Annotated in this window: 18 protein-coding genes; 12 read left to right on the forward strand and 6 right to left on the reverse strand. The window is 66.2% G+C overall.

Annotation, left to right across the window (positions count from 1 at the left end):
- Window positions 1-653: 653 nt before the first annotated feature.
- From LXM88_RS05495 to LXM88_RS05520, 6 genes are all read left to right on the forward strand, one after another.
- Complete coding sequence (locus LXM88_RS05495) at window positions 654-1868, forward strand: cation:proton antiporter (RefSeq protein WP_262539341.1); 1215 nt, start codon at window positions 654-656, stop codon at window positions 1866-1868.
- A 14-nt stretch (window positions 1869-1882) separates the two neighbouring features.
- Entirely contained in the window at window positions 1883-2998 is a 1116-nt protein-coding gene (locus LXM88_RS05500; protein ID WP_262539342.1) for a YbdK family carboxylate-amine ligase, read from the forward strand.
- Window positions 2999-3505: 507 nt separating this feature from the next.
- Complete coding sequence (locus LXM88_RS05505) at window positions 3506-4144, forward strand: MarR family winged helix-turn-helix transcriptional regulator (RefSeq protein WP_072442632.1); 639 nt, start codon at window positions 3506-3508, stop codon at window positions 4142-4144.
- Between the two features lie 28 nt (window positions 4145-4172).
- The gene (locus LXM88_RS05510; protein ID WP_262539343.1) at window positions 4173-4883 is read left to right on the forward strand and encodes a glutamine amidotransferase; all 711 of its coding nucleotides are present in this window, start codon (window positions 4173-4175) and stop codon (window positions 4881-4883) included.
- A 213-nt stretch (window positions 4884-5096) separates the two neighbouring features.
- A complete protein-coding gene (locus LXM88_RS05515; protein ID WP_262539344.1) occupies window positions 5097-6209 on the forward strand; it encodes an NADH:flavin oxidoreductase/NADH oxidase in 1113 nt (370 codons plus the stop codon).
- Window positions 6210-6387: 178 nt separating this feature from the next.
- Entirely contained in the window at window positions 6388-6918 is a 531-nt protein-coding gene (locus tag LXM88_RS05520; RefSeq protein ID WP_262539345.1) for an SET domain-containing protein, read from the forward strand.
- Window positions 6919-7044: 126 nt separating this feature from the next.
- Here the strand turns inward: LXM88_RS05520 and LXM88_RS05525 are convergent, their stop codons facing one another.
- Both LXM88_RS05525 and LXM88_RS05530 read right to left on the reverse strand, forming a co-directional pair.
- Entirely contained in the window at window positions 7045-8529 is a 1485-nt protein-coding gene (locus tag LXM88_RS05525; RefSeq protein ID WP_262539346.1) for a sensor histidine kinase, read from the reverse strand.
- A 115-nt stretch (window positions 8530-8644) separates the two neighbouring features.
- Window positions 8645-9337, reverse strand: coding sequence for a response regulator (locus LXM88_RS05530; RefSeq protein ID WP_006401494.1), 693 nt, complete (start codon window positions 9335-9337; stop codon window positions 8645-8647).
- 122 nt (window positions 9338-9459) lie between these two features.
- Between LXM88_RS05530 and LXM88_RS05535 the strand changes: the two genes are divergently transcribed.
- Window positions 9460-9690 (forward strand): DUF3717 domain-containing protein, encoded by a 231-nt coding sequence (locus LXM88_RS05535; protein WP_047899440.1) that lies wholly within the window; start codon window positions 9460-9462, stop codon window positions 9688-9690.
- A gap of 92 nt (window positions 9691-9782) precedes the next feature.
- Here LXM88_RS05535 and LXM88_RS05540 read toward each other — a convergent pair whose 3' ends face one another.
- Together LXM88_RS05540 and phhA are read right to left on the reverse strand one after the other, a co-directional pair.
- Complete coding sequence (locus tag LXM88_RS05540; RefSeq protein WP_262539355.1) at window positions 9783-10091, reverse strand: 4a-hydroxytetrahydrobiopterin dehydratase; 309 nt, start codon at window positions 10089-10091, stop codon at window positions 9783-9785.
- A gap of 161 nt (window positions 10092-10252) precedes the next feature.
- Window positions 10253-11146, reverse strand: coding sequence for a phenylalanine 4-monooxygenase (gene phhA, locus LXM88_RS05545; RefSeq protein ID WP_262539356.1), 894 nt, complete (start codon window positions 11144-11146; stop codon window positions 10253-10255).
- A 138-nt stretch (window positions 11147-11284) separates the two neighbouring features.
- Here phhA and LXM88_RS05550 point away from each other — a divergent pair, with 138 nt between their 5' ends.
- Window positions 11285-11770: an Lrp/AsnC family transcriptional regulator gene (locus tag LXM88_RS05550; RefSeq protein ID WP_006408082.1), complete on the forward strand. Its 486-nt coding sequence runs from the start codon at window positions 11285-11287 to the stop codon at window positions 11768-11770.
- A gap of 80 nt (window positions 11771-11850) precedes the next feature.
- Here LXM88_RS05550 and LXM88_RS05555 read toward each other — a convergent pair whose 3' ends face one another.
- Entirely contained in the window at window positions 11851-12384 is a 534-nt protein-coding gene (locus tag LXM88_RS05555; protein WP_262539358.1) for a class IV adenylate cyclase, read from the reverse strand.
- 161 nt (window positions 12385-12545) lie between these two features.
- A complete protein-coding gene (locus tag LXM88_RS05560; protein ID WP_262539359.1) occupies window positions 12546-13445 on the reverse strand; it encodes a LysR family transcriptional regulator in 900 nt (299 codons plus the stop codon).
- A 215-nt stretch (window positions 13446-13660) separates the two neighbouring features.
- On the opposite strand from LXM88_RS05560, the gene LXM88_RS05565 reads away from it, so the two are divergent.
- From LXM88_RS05565 to LXM88_RS05580, 4 genes are all read left to right on the forward strand, one after another.
- Window positions 13661-15346, forward strand: coding sequence for a GMC family oxidoreductase (locus LXM88_RS05565; protein ID WP_262539360.1), 1686 nt, complete (start codon window positions 13661-13663; stop codon window positions 15344-15346).
- 449 nt (window positions 15347-15795) lie between these two features.
- Entirely contained in the window at window positions 15796-16575 is a 780-nt protein-coding gene (locus LXM88_RS05570) for an ABC transporter ATP-binding protein (RefSeq protein WP_085041272.1), read from the forward strand.
- Window positions 16572-17327 carry an ABC transporter ATP-binding protein gene (locus LXM88_RS05575; protein ID WP_047899444.1) on the forward strand — a complete coding sequence of 252 codons (756 nt, stop codon included), beginning with the start codon at window positions 16572-16574 and terminating at the stop codon, window positions 17325-17327. Before LXM88_RS05570 ends, LXM88_RS05575 begins: the two co-directional genes overlap by 4 nt.
- A gap of 76 nt (window positions 17328-17403) precedes the next feature.
- Window positions 17404-18603, forward strand: a complete 1200-nt coding sequence (locus LXM88_RS05580; RefSeq protein WP_262539362.1) for an ABC transporter substrate-binding protein — start codon at window positions 17404-17406, stop codon at window positions 18601-18603.
- Window positions 18604-18631 lie beyond the last annotated feature (28 nt).

An 18631-nucleotide genomic window follows, 5' to 3' on the forward strand; every position in this document is an offset into this window, starting at 1 on the left:
ACAGTTTGCCGATTTCCCCGCGCAAGGTTATCCACCCGATGCTGTGGATAACCGCGCGGAATCCGCCCGCACTTCGTGTGTACTCACAGTGGACGTAAACTGGGCAACTCGGCACAGCTGTGAGACACCCCAAAGTTACTCATCTCAAACTTCTGTGCACGAACAGCCTGTGCAACGGGTTATGGTTTCGCCAACCCATTGATCCGTCAGCGTAAACCGAAGTTATCCACAGAACTGTGCGTCCTTTGTTAACTTCTACTACGTATATATACAAGTAAACCTTTGAAACCAAAGACCTGCGGTGCCGCACAGCGCCGCGAGTCGAATTCAATGGGTTCCAGACCGAAAAAGCTGTGGCACAATCGGTTTCCTTCGCGTTCGTTCGGCCAGGCGCCGGACGTGCTTCAATGGAACGGTCGGCACGATTTCGAATCTGAATCTTCGAGACTGCGCAGTCCGTTCACACACCAGGCCGACAATCCAGATCGGCAACCTGTGCGACTTTCCGCCGGATGGCGGAGCAGGCGGACCCTATGTCCCGCCGTCGTCGACCACAACAATCACATTCGGGGCGATACCCAGCCGGCGCGCATCCATTTCTGACGCTTGACCCCGCGTCGCTGGCGGTTGCTTCCAAAGGAGAAGTCACCACGATGAAGTCGGCGTTCTCATTCCTGCCCAACTGGCCGCTCGCGCCGGATGCCGTGTTCTGGGCCGGGCTCGCGCTGTTTGCGGCCGGCCTGTGTGGCGAACTGTGCTATCGCGCATGGCGCCTGCCGCGCATCACCGGCTATGCGGTGATCGGCCTCGTCGCCGGTTCGTTCGGATTCGGCGTGATCGACGCAAGCACCGACGAAACGTCGCGGCTGCTGATCGACGTCGCGCTCGGCCTGCTGCTGTTCGAGCTCGGCAGCCGCCTCGACCTGCGCTGGATCCGGCGCAATCCGTGGCTCATCGCGTCGAGCCTCGCGGAGGCCACGCTGACGTTCGTGCTCGTGCTGTTCGTGATGCTTGCGCTCGGCGTATCGGGTATGGTCGCGCTCGTGCTGTCGGCGATCGCAATCGCGACGTCGCCGTCGATGGTGATCCAGCTCAAGACCGAACTGCGCGCGGAGGGGCAGGTGTCGCAGCGCCTCATCACGCTGACCGCGCTCAACAGCGTGTACGCGATCGTGCTGACCAAGCTCGTGACGAGCTGGCTCCACCAGGAAGCGTACGGCAACGTTTTCGCGACGATCCTGCAGCCGCTCTACCTGATCGCCGGGTCGTTCATCGTCGCGTATCTCGTCGCGCGGTCGTGCAATTTCCTGTTCCGTCACATGACGTCGACGATGCGCGACGAGCATTCGTTCGTCGCGCTGTTCGGGCTCGTGATGCTCGCGATTGCGGTGGCACAGGCGCTGAAGCTGTCGACGCTGCTCACGCTGCTGCTCGCCGGCATCATCGTGAAGAACCTCGAAGCGCGTCCGCAGCTGTGGCCCGAGCACTTCGGCACGGCCGGCTGGCTGCTGACGGTGGTCCTGTTCGTGCTGACGCTCACATCGTTCACGTGGGGCGACATCGCGCTCGGCGGGCTGCTCGCGATCGTGCTGATCGTCACGCGGCTCGTCGCGAAGCTGGCCGGCGTCTTCGCGTTCGCGAAGCCGAGCGGCATCGGGATGAAGCAGGGCGTCGCGCTCGGCATCGCGCTGACGCCGATGTCCGCGCTGTCGTACCTGCTCGTCGACGATACCTACCAGCTCTATCCGAATTTCGACCCGCACCTGCGCGCGATCGTGATGTGCACGATCGTGATCCTGCAGCTCGTCAGCCCGTTCGTCGTCTACCGCTGCCTGTCGGCGGTCGGCGAACGCAGCGACAGCAACTGATTCCGGAACCTGCCATGGCACTCGAAACCTTCGTCAATTCCGAACCGTTCACGTTCGGCGTCGAACTGGAGATCCAGGTCGTCAACACGCACAACTACGACCTGACCAAGGCTGCATCCGACCTGATGCGCCTGATCCAGGGCGAGACCTTTCCGGGCAACATCACGCCGGAAATCACCGAGAGCATGATCGAGCTGTCGACCGGCATCTGCCATTCGCACGAGCAGGCGGTCACCGAGCTGCATGCGATTCGCGACGTGCTCGTGAAGGCGGCCGACCAGCTCAACGTCGGGCTCGCCGGCGGCGGCACGCACGCGTTCCAGCAATGGAGCGACCGGCAGATCTACGATGCGCCGCGCTTCCAGTACATCTCCGAGCTGTACGGCTATCTGGCCAAACAGTTCACTGTGTTCGGCCAGCACGTGCACATCGGCTGCCCCGATCCCGACAGCGCGCTGTTCCTGCTGCACTCGATGTCGCGCTTCATTCCGCACTTCATCGCGCTGTCCGCATCGTCGCCGTTCGTGCAGAACGTCGACACGGGCTTCCATTCGGCACGCCTGAATTCGGTGTTCGCGTTCCCGCTGTCGGGCCGCGCGCCGTTCGTGCTGACCTGGGACAGCTTCGAGGAGTACTTCATGAAGATGGTGAACACGGGCGTGGTCAACTCGATGAAGGACTTCTACTGGGACATCCGCCCGAAGCCCGGCTACGGGACGATCGAGGTGCGCGTGATGGATACGCCGCTGTCGGTCGACCGCGCGGCGGCGATCGCCTGCTACATCCAGACGCTCGCGCGCTACCTGCTGACCGACCGGCCGCTGAAGCTGTCGGAGGACGACTACCTCGTCTATACGTTCAACCGTTTCGAAGCGTGCCGCTTCGGGCTCGAGGGCACCTGCGTGAATCCTCAGACAGGTGAACGCCGCACGATTGCGGAAGACATCCTCGACACGCTCGACAAGATCGCGCCGCATGCGGCCGCGCTCGGTTCGCGCGCGGCGCTCGACGAGATCGGCGCGCTTGCCAAGGCGCGGGTGAACGACGCATCGTGGTTGAGAACCGTTTTCAAACAGGAAAAATCGCTGAACGAGACGGTCCGGCAGCAGTGCTTACGTTGGCGTGAATGAAAAAATGTTTTGCAGATTGCAGGCTCGACCGCGTCGCGATTCGCTGAACGACGGTCGGCGCCGTTTCGGGCCGAAATCGTTGCCAGGCGTCCTTAAAATCTGTGGATAACCCGATATTCCGCTGCAAAGTCAACGATCTGCGGGTGGGATAACCCGGTGGACCATGGCCGTTCGCCCGGTGGCCGATCAGAACAGGAAAATGCTGGCGCGCCCCGTTCCGCGGGCGCGCGGCATAACAGGCACAACGAAAAATTTCAGTTATCCAGCGATTTTCCACAGAATGCAGGGGATAACTTAGCTGTGCGATTTTCCGCTCTCGCTTAGAATGTCGGCTTTGCGGACACCGGAACGACGCGTGTCTCACCGGTCGCCGCGAATGCGACCGCCGCGTGTGCCTCGCGACGGCCGTGCTGATGCACTCGCAAGCGTGCGTCTGTTTTGAGATGGACATTCGATCTCCACACTACGGCCGCTCGGCAATCCGGGCGGCGGCAAAGCGAAAAGACTATGAGCGAAGGCGTTTACGGGAACCAGGCTTCGGGACGTGTCACCCACAGCCTGCTGCGGTTGAGTACGGCCATGCGAAGCCAGGCATGGGATTGGGCGGAAGGCGCGGGCCTCACGCCGACGCAGGGCGAGATCCTCGTGCTGCTGCTGCAGCGCAAGGGCCCGATGCGGCTCGGCGAGATCGCGCGCGAGACGCAGCTCACCGCGGCGACCACGAGCGATGCGGTCAGCACGCTCGAGACGAAGGGGCTCGTCGAGAAGCGCCGTGCGCTGGACGACGGCCGTGCACTGGCCGTGCGTCTGTCGGCGCGTGGCCGTACGGCCGCGAAGAAGGCGCTGCAATGGCCTGAATTCCTGACCAAAGCGGTCGGCAAGCTCGGCGCGGACGAGCAGGGCGCACTGTATCGCGCGCTGCTGAAGACGCTGCGCGAGCTGCAGGTGGCCGGTGCGACGCCGCCGCAGCGCATGTGCGTGACGTGCGCCCACTTCCAGCCGGGCAAGCTGTCGAAGAAGACCGTGCATTACTGCGCGGCGCTCGACATCTCGATGTCCGACAGCGACCTGCGGCTCGACTGCTCGGTGCAGGAAGAAGCGGACGCGGCGACGCAGAAGAAGACCTGGAAGATTTTCGCAGGCTGACGTCCGTCGATCGACCGGGAGGCCGATGATGAACGCTGAAGTCGTGGCGATCCGCCACGTGCATTTCGAGGATCTCGGGAGCTTCGAGCAGGTGCTCGGCGAACGGGGTCGGCGGGTGCGCTATGTAGACGTCGGGTCGTCGCGGTTCGAGGTGCTCGATGTGCTCCAGCCGTCGCTGTTCGTCGTGCTCGGCGGGCCGCTCAGCGTGTACGACGATGTGCAGTATCCGACGATCGCGCCGCTCGCGGCGCTCGTGCGCCAGCGCATCGACGCGGGGTTGCCGATCCTCGGCATCTGCCTCGGCGCGCAGTTCATCGCCCGTGCGCTCGGCGCGCGCGTCTATCCGGCTGCGCAGCACGAACTCGGCTGGGCGCCGCTGACGCTCACCGATGCCGGCCGCGCGTCGCCGTTGCGCCATCTCGATGGCGCGGCGACATCGATGCTGCACTGGCACGGCGATACGTTCGACCTGCCGGGCGGCGCGATCCATCTTGCGTCGACGCCGGCCTGCCGCCACCAGGCATTCGCGTGGGGGCAGCACGTGCTGGCGCTGCAATGCCATCCGGAAATCCGCGCCGACCGCTTCGAACCGTGGCTGATCGGGAACGCCGGCGAAATTGCTGCGACGCCCGGCGTCGACGCGCGCCAGTTGCGTGCCGATACCGTGCAGCACGGCCCCGCGCTCGAGACGGCCGCGCGGCGCATGTTCGCGGAGTGGCTCGACAGCGTCGGGCTCTGACGCCGCGGGCGGCGCCGTTCGCCGCGAATCTTTGGCCTGGCCGGCATCCGTTGCCGGCCGGCGCATCACTGCATGCGACGCGGTTCCTGCCGTGCCGGCAACCTGCTGCCGGCCGTACCTGACCATCCGCTTACCACCGTTTGGGCCATCTGCACGCTTCGAGCCTGCGTGCTACGCTCGTCCGCTCTTTCCCTTTCCAGGCGAGCGGCCTCCATGACTGCGCTGTTTTCTCCATTCACGCTGCGCGGCGTGACCCTTCCGAACCGGATCGTGATCTCCCCGATGTGCCAGTACTCGGCCGAACGCGGCGAAGCGACCGACTGGCACATGATGCACCTCGGCCATCTCGCGCTGTCGGGCGCGGGCCTGCTCTGCATCGAGGCGACCGCCGTGGAACCCGACGGGCGCATCACGCATGGCGACCTCGGCCTGTGGGACGACGTGACCGAAGCCGCGCTGAAGCCCGTGCTGGCCGCGATCCGCAAGCATGCGCCGATCCGCGTCGCGATGCAGCTGTCGCATGCGGGGCGCAAGGCGTCGAGCGAGGTGCCGTGGAACGGCGGCCAGCTCGTGTCCGTCGCCGACGGCGGCTGGCTGCCGCATGGGCCGTCTGCCGTGCCGCACAAGGAAGGCGAGACGCCGCCGCTCGCGCTCGATGCCGCGGGCCTGAACCGGATCCGCGAAGCGTTCGCGGCCGCCGCGAAGCGTGCCGCGCGGCTCGGCATCGACGCGCTCGAAGTGCACGCGGCGCACGGCTACCTGCTGCACCAGTTCCTGTCGCCGCTCGCGAACCGGCGCACCGACGAATACGGCGGCTCGCGCGAAAACCGGATGCGCTTTCCGCTCGAGATCTTCGAGATCGTGCGCGCGGCGTTTCCGGAAGACCGGCCGGTCGGCGTGCGCGTGTCTGCGACCGACTGGGTCGAAGGCGGCTGGGAGCTCGACGACACGATCGCATTCGCGCACGAGCTGGCGCGCCGTGGCTGCGACTGGATCGACGTGTCGTCCGGCGGCGTGTCGCCGCTGCAGAAGATTCCGCTGTCGCCCGGCTACCAGGTACCGTTCGCGCAGGCCGTGAAGCGCGCGGTCGGCATGCCGACGATGGCGGTCGGCCTGATCAACGATCCCGCGCATGCGAACCGGCTCATCGAGGCCGGCGATGCCGATTTCGTCGCAATGGCGCGCGCGATGCTGTACGACCCGCGTTGGCCGTGGCACGCGGCGGCCGAGCTCGGCGCGCAGGTGACGGCGCCGCCGCAGTACTGGCGCTCGCAGCCGCGCGAGCACAAGGCATTGTTCGGCGACATCGCATTCGGCCAGCGTTGAGCGTCGAGCGCGCAATATTGCGCGCGATGTTGAACGAAGCAATATCGAACGTGTAGGATGCGGGTGATTCGCCGCATGCCCCGACGCGGCACCAACCGGTGCCGCGTTTTCGTTTGGCGCGCGGCGGGCCGCGATCGCGGCTGTCTTCCATTCATTCGTCTTCACAAGGATTCGTTCGATGAGTTCACGCAGGATCGCGGTGCGCCGCTCGGGAGTACACGGCAAGGGCGTGTTCGCGGTGGAGCCGATCAAGGCCGGCGAACGCGTAGTGGAATACAAGGGCGAGCGAATTTCGTGGAAGGAAGCGCTGCGTCGCCATCCGCACGATCCGAGCGAGCCGAACCATACGTTCTACTTCGCACTGGACGAAGGCGGCGTGATCGACGGCAAGATCGACGGCAACAGCGCGCGCTGGATCAACCATTCGTGCGCGCCGAACTGCGAAGCCGAGGAAGTCAAAGGCCGCGTGTTCATTCACGCGCTGCGCGACATCGGGCCGGAAGAGGAGCTGTTCTACGACTACGGCCTCGTGATCGACGCGAAGCTGACGAAGAAGCTCAAGCGCGAATACGCGTGCCATTGCGGCGCGGCAGCGTGCCGCGGCACGCTGCTCGCGACGTCGGACGACGGCGAGAAGAAGAAAAAGAAGAAGGACAAGAAGGACGGCAAGTCCGAGTCCGGGGCGAAGGACAAGAAAAACAGGAAGTGATGCAGGCGGCGGCGCATCGCGCGCGGCCGCTGTCGATTCCGCAGACGGCTGCCGCGTTGCGCGGCAGTCCTTCCGGTTCCTTCATCCGTCGGGCGGCCCGGTCAACGGTCGCCCGACGCGAATCGCTCAATGCGCCGACGCGGCGGCCGGCGTTTCGCTGGCCGGCTTCTCCGTGCGCTGCGCGAGCGGCACGCGCACCACGAAGCGCGACCCGCCTTCCGATGCATCCTCGTACGACACGGTGCCGCCATGCATCGCGATGATGTCGTGCACGATCGCGAGGCCGAGCCCGGCTCCCGTTTCGACACCGTTGCCGCTTTGCGCGTCGCCGCGGAAGAAGCGCTTGAACAGGTCGGCCTGTTGGTTCGCGGGCACGCCGGGGCCGTTGTCCTCGACGACGATCTCGGCGGCCGGCAAGCCGTCTTCGAGCGCGCTGCGCGCGACGTTCACCGTGATCCGCGCGCCGTCCGGCCGCGCGAGCGGCACGTATTTCAGCGCATTGTCGAGCAGGTTCGCGATCACCTCGCGCAGCAGCACGGGGTTGCCGCGCACGATCAGCTTCTCGTCGTCACCGGGATCGTCGCTGCGCTGGAAGCCGAGGTCGACATGCGACGCGAGCGCGCGCGGCACCCATTCGGCACCCGTCTCGAACGCCATGGCCGCGAGGTCGACGTCGACGAACCGCGCGGCCTGTTCGCCCGGCTCCGCACGCGCGAGCGACAGCAACTGGTTCGACAGCCGCACCGCGCGGTCGGCGGCCGCGCGCAGCTCGCGCACCGCGGCGAAGGTCTGGTGCGGATCGCGCGCGACGGCGGCCTGCTCCGCATGCAGCTTCACGGCCGTGAGCGGCGTGCGCAACTGGTGCGCGGCATCGGCGATGAACTTGCGTTGCGCGTCGAGCGCGGTCTTCAGGCGGCCGAGCAGCGCGTTCATCGCGCTCGTCAGCGGCCGGATCTCCAGCGGTACCTCGGTTTCGTCGACCGGTTCCAGCGACGTGTGGGTCTGCCGGTTCAGCGAATCGGCGAGATGCGTAAGCGGGCCGAGCTGCTGGTTCACGACGCGCCAGACGATGCCCCAGCCCGCGAGCAGCAGCAACAGCAACGGCATCATGATCGCGACGAGGAATTCGGCCGCGATCCGGTAGCGGTGCCGCACCGGCTGCGCGACCTCGACGACCATCGGCTTGCCGCCCTCGACGTCCTCGACACGCACCTGCGCGACGCGTACCGCGCGGTTGTCGTACTCGGCCTCGAATACGTACGCGTGATGCATGCGGCGCACGTTGATGCCCTGCAGCGGCAGCTTCGGATCGCCGGCGAGCTCCTGTTCGCCGTCGCTGATCCGGTAGATCAGCGCTTCGGCCGGATCGGAGAACATCGCCTGCGCGAGCGGCGGCACCGTGAACGGCGCGTCGGGGCCGGCGATCTGGATCTGTTTCGAGATGGCGGTCGCGAGATCGGCGAGCGAGCGGTCGATCACGTGCTGCGTGTATTGCCACGCCAGCCAGTAGGCGATCAGGCCGCTCATCAGCGCGAGCATCGACAGCGGTGCGGCGAGGCGCCGGAGCAGCGAGCGGCGCAGGCTGGTGGTCACAGCCGGATCAGGAGACATTTCGACGGGCAAATGGATAAGCGCCGCTCACGGGGAGCGGCGCGGTCGTGCGCCGGGCGGCGACGCGGAGCAGGGCGCACACGCCGGCGGCACGCGGCCGGCCGGCGGGCGCCGCTCAGACGCTCGCCGTCTGGCGGATTTCCTGCAGCAGGTAGCCGAAACCGCGCACCGTGACGATTTCGACACGGCACTGCTCGAGTTTCTTGCGCACGCGGTGCACATAGACTTCGATCGCGGTGTCGCCGAGATCGCCGCCGAAGTGCGTGAGGTGATCCTGCAACTGGGCCTTGCTGACGACGCGGCCGTGACGCAGCAGCAGCATCTCGAGCACCGCGAACTCGCGCGGCGACAGTTCGAGCGGCTTGTCGTCGTTGAAGATGCGGCGGTCGACGCCCGACAGGCGGACGCCGCCGAGCGACACTTCCGGACGCGGCATGTCGCTGTGCGGGCCGCTGCGGCGCATCACCGCGCGGATGCGCGCTTCGAGCTCGGCCGGCTCGAACGGCTTGAGCATGTAGTCGTCGGCGCCCGAGTTCAGGCCCTGGATCCGGTCGTTCAGCTCGTCGCGTGCGGTCAGCACGATGACGGGCGTGTGGCGGTTGGTCTGGCGGAAGCGCGTGAGCAGCGTCATCCCGTCGATGCCCGGCAGGCCGAGGTCGAGGATCACGAGTTCGTGGCGGTTTTGTGCCAGCGCCTGTTCGGCAAAAATGCCGTCATGCACCATGTCGACGGTGAAGCCAGCCTGCTCGAGGCTGCTCTGGATACCGCGTGCGATGGGGCGGTCGTCTTCGATCAGAAGGAGTCGCATGAAGTTCGCTCAAGTACAATGGGTTGGCGGTTCAGGCACGCGGACAGCACGAAGCCGTTTCCACAGGGGCGCCGCATCGCGTGACATCAAGCATGGCGGCCAGCGAACGATTAAATCCAATCATGTCCGATATTTCGATCAACGACCTTGAAGCCGCGATCAATTTCTGGCGCGCCCGCTCGCCGTCGAGCGGCGACGAACTCAAACTCTGCGAAGAGGCCAGCGCGCTCTCCAAGCCGTATGCGCTGCTGATTGTACAGCGCGGAAGCGCGCTGCAACTGGAAGGTTTGGACCCCAAGGCACGGAAAGCATACGAGACTTACGTGCGCCTTAAGGATGGCTTGGAAAGCTGAAGGCTTTCGCTGACTACATCCTAGAAAACGTTCATCGAAATGAAAAGTTGACGCGCCGCGCATCGAAAGATGCGCGGCGGTAGAGGAAGGGCTCAGGCGGCGGGTTTCGCGTGCGCGCCGACGCGGTCGATGAACAGCGCGAGTTCGATGTCGCGTTCGGTCAGGCCGTCGGCGTCGTGGGTCGACAGCGTGATGTCGACGCGGTTGTACACGTTGAACCATTCCGGATGGTGGTTCATTTCCTGCGCCTTGATCGCGACGCGCGTCATGAAACCGAAGGCTTCGTTGAAATCGGCGAAGCGCAGGCTGCGCTGGATCGCGTCGCGGCCCGGCATGGCTGTCCAGAGCGGCAGGCCTTCGAGCCGGGTCTTGCGTTCTTCTGATGTGAGCTTGTGGATCATCTTGCACCTCTCGTTCGGTAACGGTGCCCGCGCGCGGCTGCGCCGCGCGGTGCAGCCGGCACCGGTCATTGTTTCATAGTTGAGGGCCGGCCATCCGGCGACGGGCATCCGGGGACGGCCATCCGCCATCCGCCATCCGCCATCCGGCGCGCGTTGGCGCGTTACGCGTCGGCGTCGTCGGGCCAGCCTTCGCCCGTGCCGCGATGCAGCACGCGATCGCTATCGAGCACCGCGCCGGCAGCAAATTCGGGCAGCGCCGCGAGCCGGTCGGCCAGCGCGCGGCCGTCGACGTCGGCGAGCGCGAACAGCTGCGCGAAATCGTCGATCACGAAGTAGGTCTTCTGGAACGTGTCGATCCGGTACTTCGTGCGCATCACGCGTTCGAGATCGAAGCCGAGCCGGTTCGGCGCCGCGCTTTCGAGGCTATACAGGCTTTCGCCCTTGCTCGACACGATCCCGGCGCCGTAGATCGACAGCCCGTTCGTGCCGCGCGGGTCGCGGATCAGCCCGAATTCGACTGTATACCAGTAGAGGCGAGCGAGCCGCGCAAGCGCCGCTTCGTCGTCGGCGACCGCGAGCGCGGTGCGGCCGTACGCCTGCATGTAGTCGGCGAACACCGGGTCGATCAGCAGCGGCACATGGCCGAACAGGTCGTGGAAGCAGTCGGGTTCCTGCAGGTAGTCGAGCTGGTCGGGGCGGCGCATCCACCAGGTGACCGGAAAACGCCGGTTCGCGAGATGCTCGAAGAACACACGGTCGGGCACGAGGCCCGGCACCGCGACGATCTCCCAGCCCGTCGCGGGCTTCAACTGGCGATTCACGTCGGCGAACGACGGCACGCGGTCGGCGGGCAGGTCGATCTTGCCGAGCCCCGCGACGAACGCGTCGCAGGCGCGCCCGCGCAGCAGTACCGACTGGCGCGCATAGAGCTGCTTCCACACCGCATGGTCGACCTGGCCGTAGCGCTCGAGCGGCTGGTCGATGGTGAAATCTGCGCGGGTTTCGAGGCCCGCGTCGAACTGCTCCTGCAGTTTCGCGGTGACGACGGTGGACATGATCAGGCTCTGAACGCTGTGGTTGGAACCATGCAAGTGTAGAGCGGCCTGCGCGCGGAATGGGCGCAAAGTTGGCGTTGATTTGCTTGTTGATGCGATAATTGCGCATCAAATCACAGATCAATGCGGAGAATGCTCATGCTGGAACTCGATCACTTCGATCTCGCGCTGCTGGACGTGTTGCAGCGCTTCGGTCGCGCGACGCATCAGCAGCTCGGCGAGGAGGTGCCGCTGTCGCCGTCGCAGATCGGCCGGCGGCTGCAGCGGCTCGAAGCGGCCGGCGTGATCGAAGGCTATCGCGTGATGCTGCGACCCGAAAAGCTCGGGCTCGGCGTCACCGCGTTCACGAGCCTGAAGCTCAAGCACCACGGCGATTCGATCATCGAGCAGTTCCAGCAGCAGATCGACGTGCTGCCCGAAGTGCTCGAATGCCATGCGGTGGTGGGTGATGCCGACTACCTGCTGCGGATCGTCGCGCCCGACCTGAACGCGCTGTCGCAGTTCGTGATGAAGAAGCTGATGCGCGTGCCGGGCGTCGACAGCGTGCGCTCGAACATCGTGCTGACGACCTTCAAGCGCAACGGCGCGCTGCCGCTCGCGCACCTGGCGCCCGGCGCCGCGTGACGCGGCGTGCAGGGCCAGCGCACGCTCGTCATTAGCGGGAACAGGCCCAGGCGGCGCGTACCGCTGGCGGCGGGGCCGGATCAGACGGCTTCGTGTTGCGTGTCGGCGTTCAGCAGGTCGACGTATGCGACCGCGACGAGATCGTCCTGCGATACGCCGAGCTTCGTGAACACGTCGTGCGCTTCGGCTTCGCCGCCGGCTTCGTCGTCGTCGGGGCCGAGCACGACTTCCAGTTCGATGAAGTCGCCGAGGCCGTCGACGCGGTCGAGGTGGATGCGCGTGCGGCCGGCGAGGTACACGTGCCGCTCCTTCGTCACGATCCCGCGCGTCGTCAGCGCGGTCGCGAGCAGCGCATGCATCGCGTCGGGATTCGTCACCGGGCTGCGCGTGTAGTACGACGCCTTCGGGCCGTCGCGGTCGTCGCGCTGGTAGAAGATCAGTTCGGCCGGCGTGCCGTCCTCGAAGCGGCGCAGCTTCAGCCGGCCGCGCGGCACGTCGTAGAAGAAATCCTGCTGGCGGTAGAACAGCGGCGCTTCGGTCGCGAGCGTCGCCGCGCGTTCGCGCAGCCGGTCGAATTCGCGGGCGCGGGCTTTGATCTCGATGTTGCGGGCCATGCGGGTCTCCTTCAAGAGGGATCTCGCGGTGTGCGAACGCACAATCTAGCAAAAAGGCGGGGACGGTGGCGTGACGAGGGGCGGGGGGCGTGGCGAGATGCCGCGTGTTGCGCGCGACGATGGCGTGCGGCGCGTAGCAGCCGCGCTTTCACCGGCACCGCTCATATCGCCCACTGGGCTTCGATCAGCCGCAGCGCAGCCGCGATCGCCGGCTCGTCGCGCCGTTCGGCGAGCGTCACGAACGTCAGTTCGGTCGGCACCGTCACGCGCTCGACGATCGTCAGCGCATGCGCGTGCGCTTCGGCCAGCGCGGTCGAGTCGCGCGCGAGCGTCAATCCGATACCCGATTTGACGAGGTCGAGCATCGACTGCTCCTGGTCGACCTCGGCGACCTTCACGGGCTGCGCGCCGGCTTGCGCGAACCGCCGCGACAGCAGCCGGTGATGCGCGGACGCCGGCGGCGTCCAGATCCACGGCAGCGCGGCGAGCGCGCGCCAGTCGTGCGCGCGCTGCACGCGCTCTTTCCAGCCGGCCGGCGCGAGCACGCGGTACTGGAAATGCGTGAGCGTGACGGTGTGGAACAGCGCGCCGTCGAGCGGATCGTCCTCGCCCGGCTGGCCGATGTAGTAGCCGACGTCGAGCGTCTGCGTGCGCACCTGGTCGATCACCCAGCCCGACATCCCGTGCCGCAACGCCGTCTCGATCTGCGGATGGGTCTCGACCAGTGCGCGCAGGAAGCCGCCGAGCCGCAGGAAGCCCGGATCGAGGATCGTGCCGATCCGCAGCCGGCCGCGCACCTCGTGCCGCAGCGCAGCAGCGGCGCGCTGCACGTCGGCGGCCGCCGCGAGCGCGCGTTCCGCATGCGGCAGCAGCGTCTGGCCGTCGCGCGTGAGCGCGAGCCCGCGCGACGTGCGCGTGAACAGCGCAACGCCGAGCGTTTCCTGCAGATGCTTGATCTGCAGGCTGACGGCCGGCTGCGTCAGGTGCAGTTGCGCGGCGGCGCGCGTCAGGTTGCCTTCGCGCGCGACCGTCGCGAACGCGCGGAGCAGGGTGAGATCCATCGTCGTGATATGAGCGCTGCTTATAACGCAGTTCAGCATAACTCATTGGATCGGCGGCCGGCAGCCGGAGTACGCTTCATCGGTCGCGTCGCGCGGGGCCACAAGCGCGGCCCGCGACGCACTATGCTGGAAATGACGCGCGGCACACAACAACGAGATTTCGATGGGCCGGAGGAAGCGCTGACGCGCTAACCAGGCTCGACTGGAGACACACAGTGAGTACTCAACGCACGCTCGAAGGCGAATTCGATTACGTGATCGTCGGCGCGGGCACCGCGGGCTGCGTGCTCGCGAACCGCCTGACCGAGGATCCCGACATCCGCGTACTGCTGCTCGAAGCGGGCGGCAAGGACGACTATCACTGGATCCATATCCCGGTCGGCTATCTGTATTGCATCGGCAACCCGCGCACCGACTGGCTGTACAAGACGCAGCCGGAACCGGCGCTCAACGGCCGCGCGCTGTCGTATCCGCGCGGCCGCGTGCTCGGCGGCTGCTCGTCGATCAACGGGATGATCTACATGCGCGGCCAGCGCGAGGATTACGACAGCTGGGCGCAGGAAACCGGCGATGCGGGCTGGTCGTGGGACAGCGTACTGCCGATCTTCAAGCGCAGCGAGGATCACCATGCGGGCGCGAGCGACGCGCACGGCGCGGGCGGCTACTGGCGCGTCGAGAAACAGCGGCTGCGCTGGGAAATCCTCGAATCGTTCGCGCAGGCCGCGCAGCAGACGGGCATCCCGGCGACCGACGATTTCAATCGTGGCGACAATTCCGGGGTCGGCTATTTCGAGGTGAACCAGAAGCGCGGCATACGCTGGAATACGTCGAAGGCGTTCCTGCGGCCCGCAATGGCGCGCCCGAACCTGACCGTGATCACCGGCGCGTACGCGCAGCGCGTGATCTTCGACGGGCGACGCGCGGTCGGCGTCGAGTATCACGGCGGCGGCACCGATTATGTCGCGCGGGCGCGGGCGGAAGTGCTGCTGACGTCCGGCGCCGTGAATTCGCCGCAACTGCTCGAACTGTCGGGCGTCGGCGACGGCCATCGGCTGCAGGCGCTCGGCATCGACGTCGTGCAGGATCTGCCGGGCGTCGGCGAAAACCTGCAGGATCACCTGCAATTGCGGATGGCGTTTCGCGTCGAAGGCGTGCGCACGCTCAACACGCTGTCCGCGCACTGGTGGGGCAAGCTGATGATCGGCGCCGAATATGCGTTGCTGCAGCGCGGGCCGATGTCGATGGCGCCGTCGCAGCTCGGCGCATTCGCGAAATCCGATCCCGACGATCCCGCGCTCACGCGCCCCGATCTCGAATACCACGTGCAGCCGCTGTCGCTCGAACGCTTCGGCGAGCCGCTGCACAGCTTCAACGCGTTCACTGCGTCCGTCTGCCATCTGCGGCCGACGTCGCGCGGCAGCGTGCATGTCACGAGCGCCGATCCGGGCATCGCGCCCGCGATCGCGCCGAACTATCTGTCGACCGACCACGATCGCCATGTCGCCGCGAACGCGCTGCGCCTCACGCGCCGGATCGCGTCCGCGCCGGCGCTTGCGCGCTATCGTCCCGAGGAAATCCTGCCGGGCGTGCAGTATCGGACCGAGGCCGAACTGATCGACGCGGCCGGCGCCGTCGGCACGACGATCTTCCATCCGGTCGGCACCTGCCGGATGGGGCGTGCCGATGACGAGCGCGCGGTTGTCGACAGCCGGCTGCGCGTGCGCGGCATCGCCGGGCTGCGGATCGTCGATGCATCGGTGATGCCGTTCATTACGTCGGGCAACACCAATTCGCCGACGCTGATGATCGCCGAGCGCGCGAGCGACATGATCCGTGCCGATCGCCGCGCGGCACGCGATGCGACGCCGGTGCGAACGGAGGCCACGGTGACGGCCGCGTGACGGAACGCTGACACGCGCGACAGCGGGCCGTCATAGTGGCGCCCGCTGATTCGATATGCGAAACAAGCTGTCGTTGTCACGACCATGCCGGTTGTCGCGGTTCGAACGGCAAGATCGATGCAAGCCACGCATTCGCGCGGCTTTTTTGTTGCGTGTGTGCCGGGCCATGCGGGCGGTCAACCGGCGATGATGCACGTGTCAAAAAAACGTGGCGCAAAACCATGCATAGCCGCATGCGGCATGGCGGCCAGCCCTATAAGTGCAAATCCCGATGATTGCACTGCACCAACGGCGCGACAATGTTGCGCAATGTGCATACGCGTCGGCGCGGGAGACCACCCTCGAGGCGTACCACGGCGCCCGGGGGCAGCCGGCTGATCCGCTGACCTGTTCGCGGTCGCTTGCACCTCGCATCCCGGTGCTTCGCCTGACTTCGTACGGAAGGGAACATGATTCTCGGCGACACGATTCTGGAAACACGCGGACTGACGAAGGAATTCAGGGGTTTCACCGCCGTGAACGGCGTCAACCTGCGTGTGCGTCGCGGCGCGATTCATGCGCTGATCGGGCCGAACGGCGCGGGCAAGACCACCTGCTTCAACCTCCTCACCAAGTTCCTGACACCGACGGCCGGCCAGATCGTGTTCAACGGGATCGACATCACCGACGAGCGGCCCGCGCAGGTCGCGCGGCGCGGCATCATCCGCTCGTTCCAGATCTCGGCCGTGTTCCCGCACCTGACCGCGCTGCAGAACGTGCGCATCGGCCTGCAGCGCGCGCTCGGCACCGAATTCCATTTCTGGCGCAGCGAAAGCACGCTGAAGCGGCTCGACGATCGCGCGATGGATCTCCTCACGCAGGTCGGGCTCACCGATTTCGCGCAAGTGCCGACCGTCGAGCTGGCATACGGTCGCAAGCGCGCGCTCGAGATCGCGACGACGCTCGCGATGGAACCCGAACTGATGCTGCTCGACGAGCCCACGCAGGGGATGGGCCACGAGGACGTCGACCGCGTGACCGCGCTGATCAAGAAGGTCGCGAGCGGCCGCACGATCCTGATGGTCGAGCACAACATGAACGTGATCGCGGGCATCTCCGACACGATCACCGTCCTGCAACGCGGCGAGGTGCTGGCCGAAGGCTCTTACGCGGAAGTGTCGAAGAATCCGCTCGTCATCGAGGCCTACATGGGCAGTGCCGACGCGGCGCTCGCGGGGGCGCACGCATGAAGCACAGCGAACGGGAGGAACGCGAATTGAGCGGCGTCGAGAGCGGTACGCCCGCGCTGGAGATCACGGGCCTGGAGGCCTGGTACGGGGAATCCCACATATTGCACGGCGTCGACCTGACAGTGCATCGCGGCGAGGTCGTCACGCTGCTCGGCCGCAACGGCGCGGGCCGCACGACGACGCTGCGCGCGATCATGGGCCTCACGGGCCGCCGCAACGGGTCGATCAAGGTCGCGGGCAACGAGACGATCGGCCTCGCGACGCATCGCATCGCGCATTTCGGCATCGGCTACTGCCCGGAGGAGCGCGGGATCTTCTCGAGCCTGTCGTGCGAGGAGAACCTGATGCTGCCGCCGCCGATCGGGCCGCGCGAGCACGCGATGTCGCTCGACGAGATCTACGCGATGTTCCCGAACCTCGCGTCGCGCCGGCAGAGCCAGGGCACGCGGTTGTCCGGCGGCGAGCAGCAGATGCTCGCGGTTGCGCGGATCCTGCGCACCGGCGCGAACCTGCTGCTGCTCGACGAGATTTCCGAAGGCCTCGCACCGGTGATCGTGCAGACGCTCGCGCGGATGATCGTCGCGCTGAAGGCGCGCGGCTACACGATCGTGATGGTCGAACAGAATTTCCGCTTTGCCGCGCCGCTTGCCGACCGCTTCTACGTGATGGAGCACGGCCGCATCGTCGAGCATTTCCGCGCGGCCGAACTGGAAAGCAAGATGCCGACGCTGCACGACCTGCTCGGGGTGTGACGCCGCCCCGTTTCCTTTGCCGCTAGCCGTGGCGGCCTCGAATAACCACAACGCATCAGAACAACAGGAGACGTCAATGAAAATGAAGACCCTCGCACACGCCTGTCTCGCGCTCGCGACCGCCGCGTTCACTGCCGGCGCCGCGCATGCCGCGGATACCGTGAAGATCGGCTTCATCACCGACATGTCGGGGCTTTACGCGGACATCGACGGGCAGGGCGGCCTCGAGGCGATCCGCATGGCGGTCGCCGACTTCGGCGGCAAGGTGCTCGGCAAGCCGATCGAGGTCGTCTATGCCGATCACCAGAACAAGGCCGACATCGCTGCATCGAAGGCGCGCGAGTGGATGGACCGCGGCGGGCTCGACCTGCTGGTCGGCGGCACGAACTCGGCCACCGCGCTGTCGATGAACCAGGTCGCGGCCGAGAAGAAGAAGGTCTACATCAACATCGGCGCGGGCGCCGACACGCTGACCAACGAGCAGTGCACGCCGTACACGGTCCACTACGCATACGACACGATGGCGCTCGCGAAGGGCACCGGTTCGGCGGTGGTGAAGCAGGGCGGCAAGTCGTGGTTCTTCCTGACGGCCGACTACGCGTTCGGCAAGGCGCTCGAGAAGAACACGTCGGATGTCGTGAAGGCGAACGGCGGGCAGGTGCTCGGTACGGTGCGCCACCCGCTGTCCGCGTCGGATTTCTCGTCGTTCCTGCTGCAGGCGCAATCGTCGAAGGCGCAGATCCTCGGTCTCGCGAACGCCGGCGGCGACACGATCAACTCGATCAAGGCCGCGAAGGAGTTCGGCATCACGAAGACGATGAAGCTCGCCGCGCTGCTGATGTTCATCGACGACGTGCATAGCCTCGGCCTCGAGACGACGCAGGGCCTCGTGCTGACCGACAGCTGGTACTGGAACCGCGATGCGGCCTCGCGCCAGTGGGCGCAGCGCTACTTCGGCAAGATGAAGAAGATGCCGTCGAGCCTGCAGGCGGCCGACTACTCGTCGGTGACGACCTACCTGAAGGCCGTCCAGGCTGCCGGCACGACCGACTCCGACAAGGTGATGGCCGAGCTGAAGAAGATCAAGGTCAACGACTTCTACGCGAAGGGCTACATCCGCACGGACGGCAGCATGATCCACGACATGTACCTGATGGAAGTGAAGAAGCCGTCGGAATCGAAGGAGCCGTGGGACTACTACAAGGTGCTCGCGACGATTCCGGGCGAGCAGGCGTTCGGGACCAAGCAGGAGACGCGCTGCGCGCTGTGGAAGTAAGCGAAACGTAGCGGCGCGCGCGGGCGCG

This window comes from Burkholderia sp. S-53 (assembly GCF_025560745.1).
Classification (GTDB): Bacteria; Pseudomonadota; Gammaproteobacteria; order Burkholderiales; family Burkholderiaceae; genus Burkholderia; species Burkholderia pyrrocinia.